General features: G+C 39.6%; 14 protein-coding genes. 10 read left to right on the top strand and 4 right to left on the bottom strand.

All coding sequences use genetic code 11. From position 1 onward, the window contains the following. Positions 1-6: 6 nt before the first annotated feature. From kaiC to VB713_RS22910, 5 genes are all read left to right on the top strand, one after another. Positions 7-1,551, top strand: coding sequence for a circadian clock protein KaiC (kaiC, locus tag VB713_RS22930; RefSeq protein ID WP_323313816.1), 1,545 nt, complete (start codon positions 7-9; stop codon positions 1,549-1,551). 120 nt (positions 1,552-1,671) lie between these two features. Beyond that, entirely contained in the window at positions 1,672-3,576 is a 1,905-nt protein-coding gene (locus tag VB713_RS22925) for a TolC family protein (protein ID WP_323313815.1), read from the top strand. Between the two features lie 267 nt (positions 3,577-3,843). Further along, positions 3,844-4,221: a hypothetical protein gene (locus VB713_RS22920; protein ID WP_323313814.1), complete on the top strand. Its 378-nt coding sequence runs from the start codon at positions 3,844-3,846 to the stop codon at positions 4,219-4,221. A gap of 61 nt (positions 4,222-4,282) precedes the next feature. Beyond that, positions 4,283-4,783, top strand: coding sequence for a hypothetical protein (locus VB713_RS22915; RefSeq protein ID WP_323313813.1), 501 nt, complete (start codon positions 4,283-4,285; stop codon positions 4,781-4,783). Between the two features lie 93 nt (positions 4,784-4,876). Continuing rightward, positions 4,877-5,656 (top strand): photosystem II S4 domain protein, encoded by a 780-nt coding sequence (locus tag VB713_RS22910; protein ID WP_323313812.1) that lies wholly within the window; start codon positions 4,877-4,879, stop codon positions 5,654-5,656. A gap of 117 nt (positions 5,657-5,773) precedes the next feature. Here the strand turns inward: VB713_RS22910 and VB713_RS22905 are convergent, their stop codons facing one another. Continuing rightward, on the bottom strand, positions 5,774-6,556 hold the full coding sequence (locus tag VB713_RS22905; protein WP_323313811.1) for an SDR family oxidoreductase: 783 nt from the start codon (positions 6,554-6,556) through the stop codon (positions 5,774-5,776). Positions 6,557-6,707: 151 nt separating this feature from the next. Here VB713_RS22905 and VB713_RS22900 point away from each other — a divergent pair, with 151 nt between their 5' ends. From VB713_RS22900 to VB713_RS22890, 3 genes are all read left to right on the top strand, one after another. Next, positions 6,708-7,970 (top strand): hypothetical protein, encoded by a 1,263-nt coding sequence (locus VB713_RS22900; RefSeq protein ID WP_323313810.1) that lies wholly within the window; start codon positions 6,708-6,710, stop codon positions 7,968-7,970. Positions 7,971-8,122: 152 nt separating this feature from the next. Then, positions 8,123-8,791, top strand: coding sequence for an ATP-dependent Zn protease (locus VB713_RS22895; RefSeq protein WP_323313809.1), 669 nt, complete (start codon positions 8,123-8,125; stop codon positions 8,789-8,791). 39 nt (positions 8,792-8,830) lie between these two features. Beyond that, entirely contained in the window at positions 8,831-9,727 is an 897-nt protein-coding gene (locus tag VB713_RS22890) for a pentapeptide repeat-containing protein (RefSeq protein ID WP_323313808.1), read from the top strand. Between the two features lie 99 nt (positions 9,728-9,826). On the opposite strand, the gene VB713_RS22885 is transcribed toward VB713_RS22890, so the two are convergent. Genes VB713_RS22885 through VB713_RS22875 form a run of 3 tightly spaced genes read right to left on the bottom strand, consistent with a single transcriptional unit; the run spans position 9,827 to position 10,490 of the window. Continuing rightward, positions 9,827-10,033 carry a hypothetical protein gene (locus tag VB713_RS22885; protein WP_323313807.1) on the bottom strand — a complete coding sequence of 69 codons (207 nt, stop codon included), beginning with the start codon at positions 10,031-10,033 and terminating at the stop codon, positions 9,827-9,829. A 7-nt stretch (positions 10,034-10,040) separates the two neighbouring features. Next, complete coding sequence (locus tag VB713_RS22880) at positions 10,041-10,268, bottom strand: type II toxin-antitoxin system HicB family antitoxin (protein WP_323313806.1); 228 nt, start codon at positions 10,266-10,268, stop codon at positions 10,041-10,043. Positions 10,269-10,325: 57 nt separating this feature from the next. Beyond that, positions 10,326-10,490: a type II toxin-antitoxin system HicA family toxin gene (locus VB713_RS22875; protein WP_323313805.1), complete on the bottom strand. Its 165-nt coding sequence runs from the start codon at positions 10,488-10,490 to the stop codon at positions 10,326-10,328. A gap of 187 nt (positions 10,491-10,677) precedes the next feature. On the opposite strand from VB713_RS22875, the gene alaS reads away from it, so the two are divergent. Both alaS and VB713_RS22865 read left to right on the top strand, forming a co-directional pair. After that, complete coding sequence (alaS, locus tag VB713_RS22870; protein ID WP_323313804.1) at positions 10,678-13,320, top strand: alanine--tRNA ligase; 2,643 nt, start codon at positions 10,678-10,680, stop codon at positions 13,318-13,320. A 98-nt stretch (positions 13,321-13,418) separates the two neighbouring features. Continuing rightward, on the top strand, positions 13,419-14,531 hold the full coding sequence (locus VB713_RS22865) for a hypothetical protein (protein WP_323313803.1): 1,113 nt from the start codon (positions 13,419-13,421) through the stop codon (positions 14,529-14,531). Positions 14,532-14,533 lie beyond the last annotated feature (2 nt).

The raw sequence follows: 14,533 nt of genomic DNA, 5'->3' as shown, positions 1-14,533 counted from the left end.
TCAGCAATGAGTGACAAAGAGCAAAAAGAAAAACCAAATCCACCAATTGAGGGTGTAGAAAAAATTCGCACAATGATCGAGGGCTTTGACGACATTAGTCATGGCGGTTTACCAGTTGGTAGAACAACCTTAGTCAGTGGTACTTCTGGTACAGGAAAAACTTTATTATCTCTCCAATTTCTCTATAATGGTATCACTTACTTTGATGAACCAGGAGTATTTGTAACCTTTGAGGAATCACCAAGCGATATCATAAAAAACGCCCATATTTTTGGATGGAATTTACCAAAACTAATTTCAGAAGGAAAACTATTTATTCTCGACGCATCACCTGATCCTGAAGGTCAAGATATCGTCGGCAATTTTGACCTTTCGGCTTTAATTGAGCGATTACAATATGCGATTCGCAAATACAAAGCCAACCGTGTTTCCATAGACTCCATCACAGCAGTATTCCAGCAATATGAAGCTGTGGGAGTAGTGCGACGGGAAATATTTCGTTTAGTAGCACGTCTTAAACAACTAAGTGTCACCACCATAATTACAACTGAGCGTAGTGAAGAATATGGACCTGTAGCGTCTTTTGGTGTAGAAGAATTTGTCTCTGATAATGTGGTAATTGTTCGCAACGTATTAGAAGGAGAACGCCGCCGACGCACACTGGAAATTCTCAAATTGCGCGGTACGACTCACATGAAGGGTGAATATCCATTTACAATCACCAACGCAGGAGTCAACATTTTCCCCTTAGGCGCAATGCGTTTGACACAACGATCTTCAAATGTCCGCGTATCTTCAGGAGTCAAAACCCTCGATGAGATGTGTGGTGGTGGTTTCTTTAAAGATTCAATTATTTTAGCCACAGGAGCCACTGGTACTGGTAAAACCCTATTAGTCAGCAAATTTATTCAAGATGGTTGTGTGAGCGGTGAGCGAGCAATATTATTTGCTTACGAAGAATCCCGCGCTCAACTGTCTCGCAATGCTTATTCTTGGGGAATTGATTTTGAGGAATTAGAAGACCAAGGGTTACTAAAAATAATTTGTACCTATCCCGAATCAACGGGATTAGAAGATCACTTACAAATTATTAAATCAGAGATTGCTGACTTTAAACCAGCCCGTATCGCCATTGATTCCCTTTCTGCAATGGCTAGAGGCGTTAGCAACAATGCTTTTCGGCAGTTTGTAATCGGGGTGACAGGGTATGCTAAACAAGAAGAAATTACTGGCTTCTTTACCAATACAAGTGACCAGTTTATGGGGTCACATTCAATTACTGATTCTCATATTTCCACGATTACTGATACAATTATCATGTTGCAGTACGTAGAAATTCATGGAGAAATGTCGCGGGCGATTAACGTTTTCAAAATGCGGGGTTCGTGGCACGACAAGGGGATTCGCGAGTACAATATTACTGCTGATGGGCCTAATATTAAAGACTCTTTCCGTAATTATGAACGAATTGTCAGCGGAGCGCCTACCCGCGTTAGCATAGACGAAAAGGCGGAACTTTCTCGCATTGTCAAACGTTTTGAAGACAAATAGAGTTCTGCTCTTAACTTCGGTATAGTACTATATTCTTTGCTTCATTTAGTATCGTGCTATATTTCTGTGTGGAGACAAGTTTTCTGCCGCTAGTTATAGATTTTCGTGTGAGGAGATGCGGTGAAAGGACAGCAATTATTTTATAGTTTCTTACCTGGTGTAACAGCAGCGGTATTAACAACTCAGTCGGCTTGGGCTGGTACTTTAAAAGTAGGTGAAGTAAAGCTGGTGTCTTCTCCTACTGTGTTGACTGCAAATGATGTGAAAACTGCGATCGCAGACAACATCAATAAGCAACTGCCCAATACTGCGGGTGATAGTTCTCCAGTTTTAGTACCTGCCCTTGATTTCAGGAACCTGGGTGGGAAACCCTTGGTTAACCATAGTGTTCCCGAAATGGCTGTTGTTAACAATGCTAAAGTACCAGTAGAAAAAATATCAAAAACAGTTTTACCGGTTACGGCTACTAGTGGCAAAGTAGCACAACTACCAGCAAAAAATAAATGTTTACAGGCAGAGCAGAAAAGCCAAGCAGCTTTGCTCCTAGCCTTAAGTGCCTGTTCACAAAAAAAGGCCACTATTGAGCGGGTAGCTCAGGTGACTGTGCCTACTGAATCAGGAACGCCTAATACTTCAGAGCCACCAGATCAAAATACAGAAACTGTCACACCTGTACCGACAGGCTCTGTAGAGACTCCTGAAGAACTCAATCCTAGTCATAATCCTCTGTTGTTTCCTACTGAACCAGAGGAGGTAAGGCTCCAGACAAATCAGCCAATTAGTTTGTCACAGGCTCTAGAACTGGCAAAGCGCAATAATAATGAGTTGCAGGTATCAATATTGCAGCTGGAACGTAGTCAAAGCTCTGTTAGGGAACAACAAGCAGCTTTGTTGCCAACCGTGGGATTGAGTGGCAGTGTCGCTAATAGTCGTAGTGCTTCTAGTACACTGGCAGCTACTCAACAACAGAAGTTGAATCCAAATGCCCCAGATGCCAGCGCTGATACTAGTTTCAGTGGTCAAGCACAACTGAGATATGACCTTTATACCTCTGGCAGACGGAATGCGGCGATTAGAGAAGCTGAGGAACAGGTACGCATTCAGGAATTGGATGTAGAAAGGCAAGTTGAGGACATTCGCTTGAATGTGGCTAGAGAATACTATGATTTGCAACAAGCCGATGAACAAGTACGTATTTCTCAATCAGCTGTCCAGAATGCTGAGGCTAGTTTGCGAGATGCGAATGCTCTAGAGCGGGCTGGTGTGGGGACTCGGTTCGATGTGTTGCGATCGCAGGTAAATTTAGCTAATGCTCAACAAGACCTGACAAATGCTGTTTCCCAGCAACAAATTGCCCGTCGTCGATTAGCAACTCGCTTAAATATTCCCCAGTCAGTAAATATCAGCGCGGCTGATCCTGTGCAATTGGCTGGTTTGTGGAACGAAACCCTGGAAAAGAGTATTGTTCTGGCTTATCAAAACCGTCCTGAACTACAACAGCAATTAGCACAGCGTCAAATTAGCGAGCAACAAAGAAAACAAGCTTTGGCTACTTTGGGACCACAGATTAGTTTAGTTGCCAGCTATGACCTGTTAGATGTTTTTAATGATAGTACCAGCGTTAGCGATGGTTATTCAGTGGGCGTGCAAGCAACCCTAAATTTATACGATGGGGGAGCAGCAAAAGCTAGAGCATCTCAGGCAAAATCTAACATAGCGATCGCAGAAACTCAATTTTCTGAACAACGCAATCAAATTCGCTTTCAAGTAGAACAAGCCTATTCTACCCAGCGATCTAATCTAGAGAATGTGCAGACTGCTAATGTGGCTCTAGAACAAGCTAAAGAGGCTCTCAGGTTAGCCCGTTTGCGATTCCAAGCAGGTGTAGGTACTCAAACTGATGTCATTAACTCAGAAAATGACCTCACCAGATCCGAAGGTAATCGGATTCGAGCAATTTTGGATTACAACCGCGCTCTGACTGAGCTACAACGCTATGTTACCTCCAGAGCTTTTAATCAGTAATCCAATTTATTCGTCATCTAATTCAGGCTGGTAACAGGTAATTGGTTAAATTCCTGTTAAAAGCAACAAAAAGCCTCATTGACAGTAAATAAACTGCAAAATGAGGCTTTTTAGTTAAAAAGGTTATATTTGTCACCCGTTAAGTGGAAAAATGGAAAAATGCGGAGATAAGGGAGATAGAAAATAGGGAAAAGTTCCCCCCTGCTCCCTGCCCCCTGCCCCCTGCCCCCTGCCCTCTGCCCCCTGACTCCTGAACTCCTTCTTCCTATGACTAAAGTAACATCAAAAGAAATCGCCCAGTTTCGCTCTCAATTAGTAGATGATCCCCAGGCTATGGAAGCGTTAGACTTAATTGAGGACTGTGAAGGGGACTTAGAAGATGCAGCCATGACCCTAGCAATTCGGGCTGGACAAGAACCAGAACAAACAAATACCGAGTGGTTAGAGGCTTTAGCAAAAAAATGGCGTGCAGTCATTTGTGAACAAGAATATCGAAATGACTTATTGAATGGCTCAATTTTAGAAATGATGGCACATTTAAAAACAATCCCTTCATTTCCGAAAATTTTGGCAACCCCAGTTTTGCTATATATTATTCAGCAAGGCGTAAATAATTTTTGTGCGCCACTAGATTCGTTAAAATAACATTGGTGCTGATACGCTGGTAATTAAGGCAAACTTCTGCAAAATAACCGTTTTAAAATCAATGAATTACCTTGTTGCCGTATTAGCAGACCGCATCCAAGCTGAATCTGCTTACTTAGGCTTAGAAAGAGAAGGCATAAATAGTACTATCCTAGGTAGAGGATACAAAACCGCTGACGAGTTTGGCTTAATTGACCCCAAAGAGCAAGCGCAAAAACAAGCAAAACTAATGTCATTCTGGTTAGTACCATTTGGCTTTTTTGCTGGCTTTACCTTCAGTTTAATCACTGGGTTAGATACCTTTGCTTGGGCTGGAGAAATTGGGAATCATGTCGTTGGTGGTTTATTGGGTGCTGGTGCTGGTGGGATGGGTAGCGTATTTGTTGGTGGTGGAGTTGGTTTAGTTGCCGGTGGTGGAGATGCTTTACCCTACCGCAACCGCTTAAACGCTGGCAAATACATAATCGTAGTTCAAGGTTCAGAAACTTTGACTCGCCAAGCTACTCGCATATTACGCCAGTTTGAGCCAGAAAATCTCCAAGGTTATGCAGAAACAAACTAACGTTTGGTAATTGGTAATTGGTAATTGGTAATTGGAAAAAAAGCAATTCAAAAACTCCTGAACTCCTGAACTCCTGAACTCCTATTTTTCATAATGTTACCTAGAGAAGAACTTTTAAAAAGTGTCGAAAACCGGGATAGTATAGCTCGTGTGATTGACCAGGCAGAGCAAGCTATTAAGACCTGGGAAGTAGTTTATACTGATTTTTTGTCTCCGCCAGAGTTGGCAGAAATTCAACGGGTATTTAGCCGATTAACAGAGGTACATTTAGTGGCGTGGGGTGGATATCCCCAAGCGGAACGTCAAAGAATTGCGATCGCACGTTCTGAGTTACCCTTAGATCAATCTCAAGTTGCGATCGCTGTTTTAGAAATTGCGGGTAATTTCCTATTTGATACTGCCAATCACCGAGACTTTCTAGGTGCGATGTTGGGGACGGGAATTGTCCGCGAAAAGACAGGAGATATCATCGTTTTGGGAGAAAGAGGGGCGCAAGTAATAGTCGTCCCTGAATTGACAGAATTTTTGGAAATGAGTCTCCAGCAGGTGCGTTCAGTCCCTGTGAAAACCCAGCGAATTGATATCAACGAGTTAAAAATCCGGGAACCGAAGAAAAAAGAATTAACCACTGTGGAGGCTTCTTTGCGTTTGGATGCGATCGCATCCGCCGGTTTTGGAATGTCCCGCAGCAAAATGGTGGATTTAATTGACTCTAATGATGTTCGTGTCAATTGGAAAGAAGTCACCCAAGCCAGTTTTCAACTTAAATCAGGCGATTTAATTGCCATTCGCGGTAAAGGACGTTTAGAAGTTGGCGAAATCGCCGTTACTAAAAAAGACCGTTACCGAATGCAATTGACTAGGTATATGTAGGAACAGGGAACAGGGAACAGAGAACAGAAGAAGATGAAGAAACAAGGGAAGTAATATATTTATTTCTGCATCCAATCACCAATCACCAATCACCAATCACCAATCACCAATCACCAATTACCCATTATTTTTAAACTGTTTTGCCACTATATTTACCAATGATTCGCGTGGCAAAAATCTGTGCATATTGACGATTAATTGATTTGCTAAACCACCGCTAACCACTGTAGAATCGCCTTTTTCTAAAGCTTGCAAAGCATCACGCACAACTTCTTCAGGAGTCGCTATTTTATTGTTTGAACCTGTTAAAGATTGAGGAAACTTAGCTTCTGTGAAAAAGTCTGTTTCTGTTGGACCTGGGCAAACTACCAAGACGTGGACACCATAATCACGATTTTCTGCCCACAATGCTTCACTAAAACTGAGAACAAAAGCCTTAGTTGCCGCATAAACAGAAAGATAAGGCATTGGTTGAAATCCGGCAATTGAGGAAACATTAATTATGCTACCAGAACGTCTTTGTCGCATTAAAGGTAGAAATTTGTGGGTTAAATCTACTAATGCCATAATATTCAATTGAATCATATTTAATTGCCGTTCTCCTTCCCGTTCGGCAAAATCGCCATAATCGCCAAAACCAGCATTATTGATTAACAAATCAATTGTTAATCCCTTGTTTTTTATAGCATCAAATACATCATTAGTAGCATTAGGTTCGGTCAAGTCTTTAGCGACAACTTCTACTTGTATTTGGTATTTCTGTTCTAATTGTGTAGCTATTTGGTTCAGTTTTTCTATGGAACGAGCAACAAGAACAAGATTAGTTTTGCGTGCGGCTAATTCTTCTGCAAAAGCTTTGCCAATTCCGCCAGATGCACCTGTAATTAAAGCTATTGACATTTTAGATATTATCTGATTTATTACATCACCTTATTTATAGTAGCAAAACTTTCTCTTACCTGTTGTCACCAAAAAGGGTTGATTTGAGAATATATGTATAATTTTCAGCTACAGATGGGAATACTATATTTAGTAGATATTGGTTATAAATATGTTTGGCAAAATCAAATTTGCGGCTATTCTCATAGCAGGTAGTGCTGGGGTATTATGGCTTGTAAATTTACCATACCCCATGATTCGCAAACCTGTGGCACAGGTAGCACCCCTATTGTTATTACCTAGCTTTATGAGTATGGATCATCATTATCGAGGTGCTATTGATTCCTTAGAACAAGCAGATCAGTTAATTAGTCGAGCCACTAGTAGTGCAGATATTGAACTAGGTGGGGAAAAAGTCAAAGCAGCAAAAAAACACTTGGAATATCTACCCGTTTGGTTTTTGGGTTACTATCCTCAACGTTATTGTAGTCTGTTCAGTTGTAGTTGGCAGTTTACTTTAGATGAATTTGAGCAAGCACGACAACGGGTAGCGCGATTAGATGCTGTAGTTTTCCAAGACAAAAATGCTTTAATTCCCTTGAATGATGCCAGAAAAGCTTTATCAGATGCCAAGCAGCAATATGAACAAGCTACAAATACAAAAGATCGAGAGAAAGCAATAGCTTCTTGGCAAACAGCTATGGATCAACTAGAGGAAATTTCTCGACAAACTCTAGCAGGTAAGACTGCACAAACTCAACTCATAGCCTATAAACGTGATTTTCAAAATGCGCGGGTTGGTAATTTTATTGCAGCTGCTCAAGAATTTGATTTAGAAGCACAAAAAATACAATCAACAAAATCTCAAACTGCATCAGAATTATGGCTACAAGCAATTAACCGACTCGAACAAGTTCCCAATGATAATCCTCGTTATTTAGACGCGCAGAAATTAATTGCTGCATATCAAGTTAAGCAAAAAGTTGTGAGTGATACGAGTAGTGGTACATATATTGAAGGTGCAAAGCAGTTTGCTTTAGCGGCTGCGAAAGCTGCCCAAAATCCTCCCCATTCTGCGCTTGAGTGGCAACAAATTGGTAATTTATGGGAAAAAGCAATTAACCAATTAGAAAATATTCGAGTGCAAGAACCAAGCTATGTGGAAGCACAAAGATTATTAGCACAGTATCAAACTAACTTGGGAATTATCGAAAATCGTCGCCAAATTGAAAATAATTCCCAGGAAATTCTCAACCAGACTAACAGCGAAATTCAAAAGTTGATTGCTTCTCCACCAACTGATAAAAATGAAATGAAATCTGAAATTCAGGGAATAATAACTCGTCTCAATACTATTAAACCAGGAACGACTACCTACACAGAAGCACAGCGACTATTAACATTGGCAAATAAAAAAATTCAGCAAATAAAGTAATTTATGGTGTTGATCTGATAATTGCTTTTTGTAAATGAGGGTTATTATGAAGTGTGCATGGGCTTTATAATAGAAAAAGTATTATTGGCATTTGCTGTCAAAAAAACGATTCATAATCAATAAAGTATTAAACTTTACTTTAAATACACTCTATGCGCCAAACTGCGATAAATCTAATTGCGATATCTGTCTTTCTCATTACTCTCTCAACCCTGTTAGGACCTTTGGTACACCTGTCACCGACAATACCAGCTTTAGTTACTGTGGCGTTTTTGGGTATTGCAACTTTGGACAATTTCAGCTTTCAGGGGAAGGGAGGGACAGTATTATTAGATTGGTTAGCGCGATTTTCACCAGAATATAAAGAACGAATTATACATCACGAAGCAGGTCATTTTCTCGTAGCTCACCTGTTGGGGATTCCTGTAACTGGCTACACTCTCAGCGCGTGGGAAGCTTGGAAACTAGGACAACCGGGACAAGGTGGGGTAATTTTGGAGGATAGCGAAATCTCGAAACAATTGGAAAAGGGTAAGATTACAGTCTCAATGTGCGATCGCTATTGTAATATTTGGATGGCAGGAATTGCCGCAGAAAATTTGGTTTTTAACTCTGCTGAGGGTGGTGATGATGATAAAGCCAAGTTAAACCAATTTTTACAAGCTTTGGGTTTTGCGGATACGGTATTTGAACAAAAGCAGCGTTTTCATTTACTGCAAGCTAAAAATTTGATTCAAGAAAATTGGGAAGGTTATCAAGCTTTAGTAGCAGCGATGAGAAACAGGGTTTCAGTTGAGGATTGTCAAAAAGCTATTGGTTAGTGAGTATGTTCTAATTATTTAGACTGGTATGAAAAATTCATGAAACAGCAAGATAAGGATAATAATATAGGTACTCTAGGAAATTGGTTATTAGCTATTGCGGTAATATTTCTTTTATTTGTGGGTGGTATATTTTTAGGAGTTTTAAATATTGAAACCTGGACTTTAAAAGAAAAGTATGACTATGGAACTAAAGCTTTAACATCTATTGGTACAGTTTTTGGAGGAATTGCAGTATTTATTAATGCTTTCTTTGCCGCTAAACGTGCAGCCGCTATGGAAGAAAGTGCTAAAGCTGCAAATAAAAATGTTGAAATTGCACGTGAAAACTTAAAGATATCAGAAGATAAGCAAATTACAGAACGCTTTGCAAAAGCAATAGAACAACTTGCCAGTGATAAAATTGAAGTCAGACTAGGAGCGATTTATACCTTAGAACGAATTGCTAAAGATTCAAAAAAAGACCAATGGACAATTATGGAAGTTCTTACAGCTTTTGTGCGTGAGAATGCACTTATTAAGGAAGAAGTGGAAGAATTACCAAAACTTCGGCTTGATATTCAAGAATGTCTCACTGTAATTGGACGACGTGAACACCCAGATCCACCAGATAAGAGACTTAATTTAAGTAATGTTAATATCAGCAAAGCTAACCTGACAGGAGCTAACTTAAAAAGAGCCATCCTTGGAGGTGTCAACTTCAAAAAAGCTATCCTCGTAGGAGCAAACCTTGAAGAAGCTATTCTCACAAGAGCCAACCTCACAGAAGCATTCCTCACAGGAGCTAATCTTAAAAAAGTCATACTCTTAGAAGCTAAACTCATAGGAACTATACTTGCAGGCGTAGACCTCACAAAAGCTCACTTAGAAGAAGCCATTCTTAAAGAAGCCGTACTTGAAAGAGCTATAATGCCTGATGGATCAATTCATGATTAGGAAGAGTTGATTTCTTACATTCTCAATAAATAGAGAAAAAACTGTAAGATTAATTGTTCCACTAGGATCGCTTGGTGTTAAACCTGATTGAGATTAGATTTATTGTCCACGTCCTGGTTTGCAATCTGCAAAACCTAATGCTTCTGTATCCAGGAAACTAGCAATTGCCATTTCAATAACGGCCTCAACCGGATACTCGATTTCAGTTGCACGGGCAATTAAGGCAGTTTGAATTTTTTCAGGTAAGCATTCTAAGATGGTTGCAGCATCAGAAGAGGAAAGTTTATCTAAAAGTTTTGCTTGCATAAATCAATTAAGCGACATTAATCAATTGTTCTAAAGATTTAGCTAAAGGTAAAGGTTTGCCATCTTCTTGATATTCAGCAATTAGCATTGCTATCACTTCCTGAGCATTTTTAACAGCTTCTTCATAAGTATCACCATGAGTATGGTATTTTTGAGTAGGAAATTCAGGTAAATGAACTAAATAACATTTATCTTCACTACTCCACTGAATAATGATAGTATAAGGTAAATTCATTCTTCTGACTCCTCCCCTTGAATTGATTTTAATTTAGCTAATTTTTCTTTAACTTCTTTATTCTATATATAGTTTAGCATCATCTCCATATTTACCAGATATGGTAATAGGATCTCCTGGTAATAAAGGATGACACCAACGGGTATGACTTCCTTTTGCTGAACGGTAAATAAACCCGGATTTTTTAAGTAAATTTTTTAATTCTCTGATTTTTTTAGGCATTTTTTCAACAGAAATATTATCAAGGTATATCAATTGATGTTAATTTGATACCAATCAGCAATGAGAAACTTTGACGAAAGATACTGAAACCTTACTATATTTCTTATTTCCTGTCATAAGTTATAAATAGTAATGATGCTTTTTGCAGACTTTCCCAAAATAATTAAATTTGATTTCTTAAAAACTCATGTCTTCAACTCCCCAGTATCTTAGCGGTAACGATATTCGTCAATTATTCCTCGACTTCTACACCCAACGGGGACACCAACCGCTTCCCAGTGCTTCCCTTGTACCAGAAGATCCGACGGTGCTGCTGACTATTGCAGGTATGTTACCATTTAAACCGATTTTCCTGGGACAGCGGACACCGGAATTTAAACGCGCTACGACATCGCAAAAGTGTATTCGTACCAATGATATCGAGAATGTGGGACGAACTCAGCGCCACCATACATTTTTTGAGATGTTGGGGAATTTTAGCTTTGGTGATTATTTTAAACCACAGGCGATCGCATGGGGTTGGGAATTATCAACTCAGGTTTTTGGTTTCTCTCCTCAAAATCTGGTTGTTAGTGTCTTTGAAGACGACGACGAAGCTTTTACAATCTGGCGCGATACAATTGGTGTTACAGAAAAACGTATCAAGCGCATGGGTGCAGATGATAATTTCTGGGTATCCGGTATAACTGGGCCTTGTGGGCCTTGTTCGGAAATTTATTATGATTTTCACCCAGAACGAGGGGAAGATAACATTGATTTAGAAGATGATACCCGATTTATCGAGTTTTATAACTTGGTATTTATGCAATATAATCGGGATGCGTCAGGAAATTTAACCCCGTTGCAAAACAAGAATATTGACACGGGAATGGGTTTGGAAAGAATGGCACAAATCCTGCAAAAGAAGCCGAATAATTATGAAACAGATTTGATTTTTCCCATTATTGAAACTGCGGCGAAAATTGCTAAAATTGATTATCATCAAAGCGATGAAAATACCAAAATTTCTTTAAAGGTAATTGGTGATCATGTTCGTGCTGTTGTTCACATGATTGCTGATGAAATTCGCGCTTCTAATGTGGGAAGAGGTTACGTTTTACGCCGTTTAATTCGTCGCGTTGTTAGACATGGCAGATTAATAGGAATTTCTGGGGAATTTATTAATCAAGTTGCGGAAACAGCAATTTCTCTTTCGGAATCAATTTACCCAAATTTGCGACAAAGGGAAACTGCTATTAAAGCCGAGTTACAAAGAGAAGAAGTTAATTTCCTCAAAACTCTAGATAGAGGAGAAAAGCTGTTAGCTGAAATTATCCAAGAGGTAAAACACAAAGGATTAACTTCGATTAGTGGTGAAAGTGCTTTTACTCTCTATGATACCTACGGTTTCCCATTAGAATTAACCCAAGAAATTGCAGAGGAAAATAACATCACTGTTGATGTTGATGGTTTCAATGCAGAAATGCAAAAACAGGTAGAACGTGCAAAAGCTGCACACGAAACCATAGATTTAACTGTACAAGGTTCTTTAGATAAACTTGCAGAACATATTCACTCTACAGAATTTATTGGTTATACAGCAGCAGCAACAACTGCAAAAATCGAAGTTTTATTAGTTGCTGGTGTTTCCGAAGAAGCAGCAGAAGCAGGAACAGAAGTGCAAATTGTTCTTGATAAAACTCCATTTTATGCTGAATCTGGGGGACAAATTGGAGATAAAGGATATATTTCTGGTGATGGTGTTTTAGTCAGAATTGAAGATGTGAAAAAAGAATCTGATTTCTTTATTCATTTCGGACATATTGAAAGAGGCACAATTAGAGTTGGTGACAATATTACCGCCCAGATTGACACCGCTTGTCGCCGTCGTTCTCAAGCTAATCATACAGCAACTCATTTATTACAAGCTGCTTTAAAGAAAGTTGTTGATGAAGGAATTTCTCAAGCTGGTTCTTTAGTTTCTTTTGACAGATTGCGGTTTGATTTCAACTGTCCCCGCGCTTTAACTGCTGAAGAAGTTCAACAAATTGAAGAATTAGTAAATACTTGGATTTTAGAAGCCCATTCTGCTAAAGTGGAAGTAATGCCTATAGCAGAAGCAAAAGCTAAAGGTGCAGTTGCAATGTTTGGGGAAAAGTACGGTGATGAAGTGCGCGTGATTGATTTCCCTGGTGTATCAATGGAATTGTGCGGGGGAACTCACGTTAGCAATACTGCGGAAATTGGCGTTTTCAAAATCATTTCTGAAGCGGGAGTTGCTTCTGGGGTGAGAAGAATAGAAGCGGTTTCTGGTGCGGCGATATTGGATTATTTGAATATTCGTGATACAGTAACGAAAGATTTGTGCGATCGCTTTAAAGTCAAACCCGAAGAGATACCAGACAGAATCACAACGCTGCAAACCGAACTCCGCAACAGCGAAAAACAAATCGAAAGCCTGAAAGCACAGATAGCTATAGTCAAGTCTGACAGCTTATTACAGACTGCGGAAACAGTAGGTGAACATAAAATAATTATCGCCCAAATGGAAGACGTGGACGCAGAATCATTAAAAGCCGCTGCGGAGAGATTATTGCAAAAAATCGGTAACGGTGCGGTGGTTTTAGGTTCAGTTCCCGAAGCGGGGAAAGTGAGTATAGTTGCAGCTTTCAGTTCCGAAGTGAATAAGAAAGGTGTACAAGCTGGGAAATTCGTCGGTGCGATCGCTAAAATATGTGGAGGTGGTGGTGGAGGAAAACCCAATCTCGCGCAAGCTGGGGGAAGAGACGCGAGTAAATTGCCGGAAGCATTAGAAACTGCGAAAACAGAATTGCATACTTCTCTAGCTTAACATCTTGCGGGGCGGGCATCTTGCCTGCCTTGTATTTTGCTATACTGTTTTTTGACGCATTTTTAAGTGCATCAACGTAACATCCTGACTAATATTTTATGAGTATTGACGCTTTTGTGGATAATGGGTATGCCCCAGGTATAGAGTTTTGTGAGCAATTTCTATCTAGTAACGAATTTACTGTTGAAACCCTTGAAAGTATTTCATCAGGTTCAAGTCGGCTTAGAAAAAATGAAGTCGCCGCAAATATAGCTAATGATCTAGCAAAAGGTAAGCTTACTCCAAACGAAGTATTGGTTGGATATGTGAAACAGCCAAGAAGATGGCTAAGTTTAAAATCGGGTTCATGTACTGTTACTCCAAATATAAATTCTGCTGCGATTCTGTTAACTGAATTTGGCAAAGATGGTTGGTACGGACCAATTGAGGACGCAACTCAACCCAAGAAGAAGTGGTATATCCGAATTTATAGAATTGTTGATTCTGTTCGGAGAGGAACTGGAACTGCGAGTAAACTAGATGAATGCTATATTCGCTGGTCTGTCATTGCTGAAGTAGGTAAAAAGTATGCAGCTTTATCCTGGTATGGGTTTACGTATAGTTCCACTACAGATGAACATATAGAAATAGAAAATCGTACTCAATTCCCTTTCTGGAATTATATTCCTGGATTTATTAATGAATTAGCTAATCATTGTCAAGCTAACTGGGAAGATCCTAATCTTCAAAAACTTGTTCTGCATGATATGTGGGATAAGTATCTCAATTGTGTTCCCTACAAATGGCAACACTTACGCATTAGAGCAGAAGCATCAGGACTGGTTATTAATGCTCATAGTGCGGGAGTTCAGGAGGTTAATGTTAAAGGATTAAAAGCTTTGTCAGAAAGATTAGCTAATTCGGTTTTACAGAAACTGGGTTTGGTAGGTAATCCTGACAAAATGAACGATGCTGAAGATGCAATTTTGTTAACCTTGATTAAAGAGTGGGGTACTAAATCTTATGAGTTTCAGCTAGATAAGGAATTAACTGCAACTGAAATAGAGACAGAAAAGTTAAAAAAAGTTACAGTAAAACGTCTCATCAAAACACACTGCTATTTTGGACTCAAACCGGGAGCATCCCAAGATTCTCTTCAACACTTAAAGTGCTATGGTGGTAGTACCTCTGTTCTTGAGTTTCTGCTAAAAGAACTTGAACTTCAAGGCTAAAG

It is taken from the genome of Anabaena cylindrica UHCC 0172 (assembly GCF_034931625.1).
Taxonomy (GTDB): Bacteria; Cyanobacteriota; Cyanobacteriia; order Cyanobacteriales; family Nostocaceae; genus Anabaena; species Anabaena cylindrica_A.
Note: the sequence above shows the minus strand (reverse complement) of the source record. Positions and strands in the feature narration are given on the sequence as shown.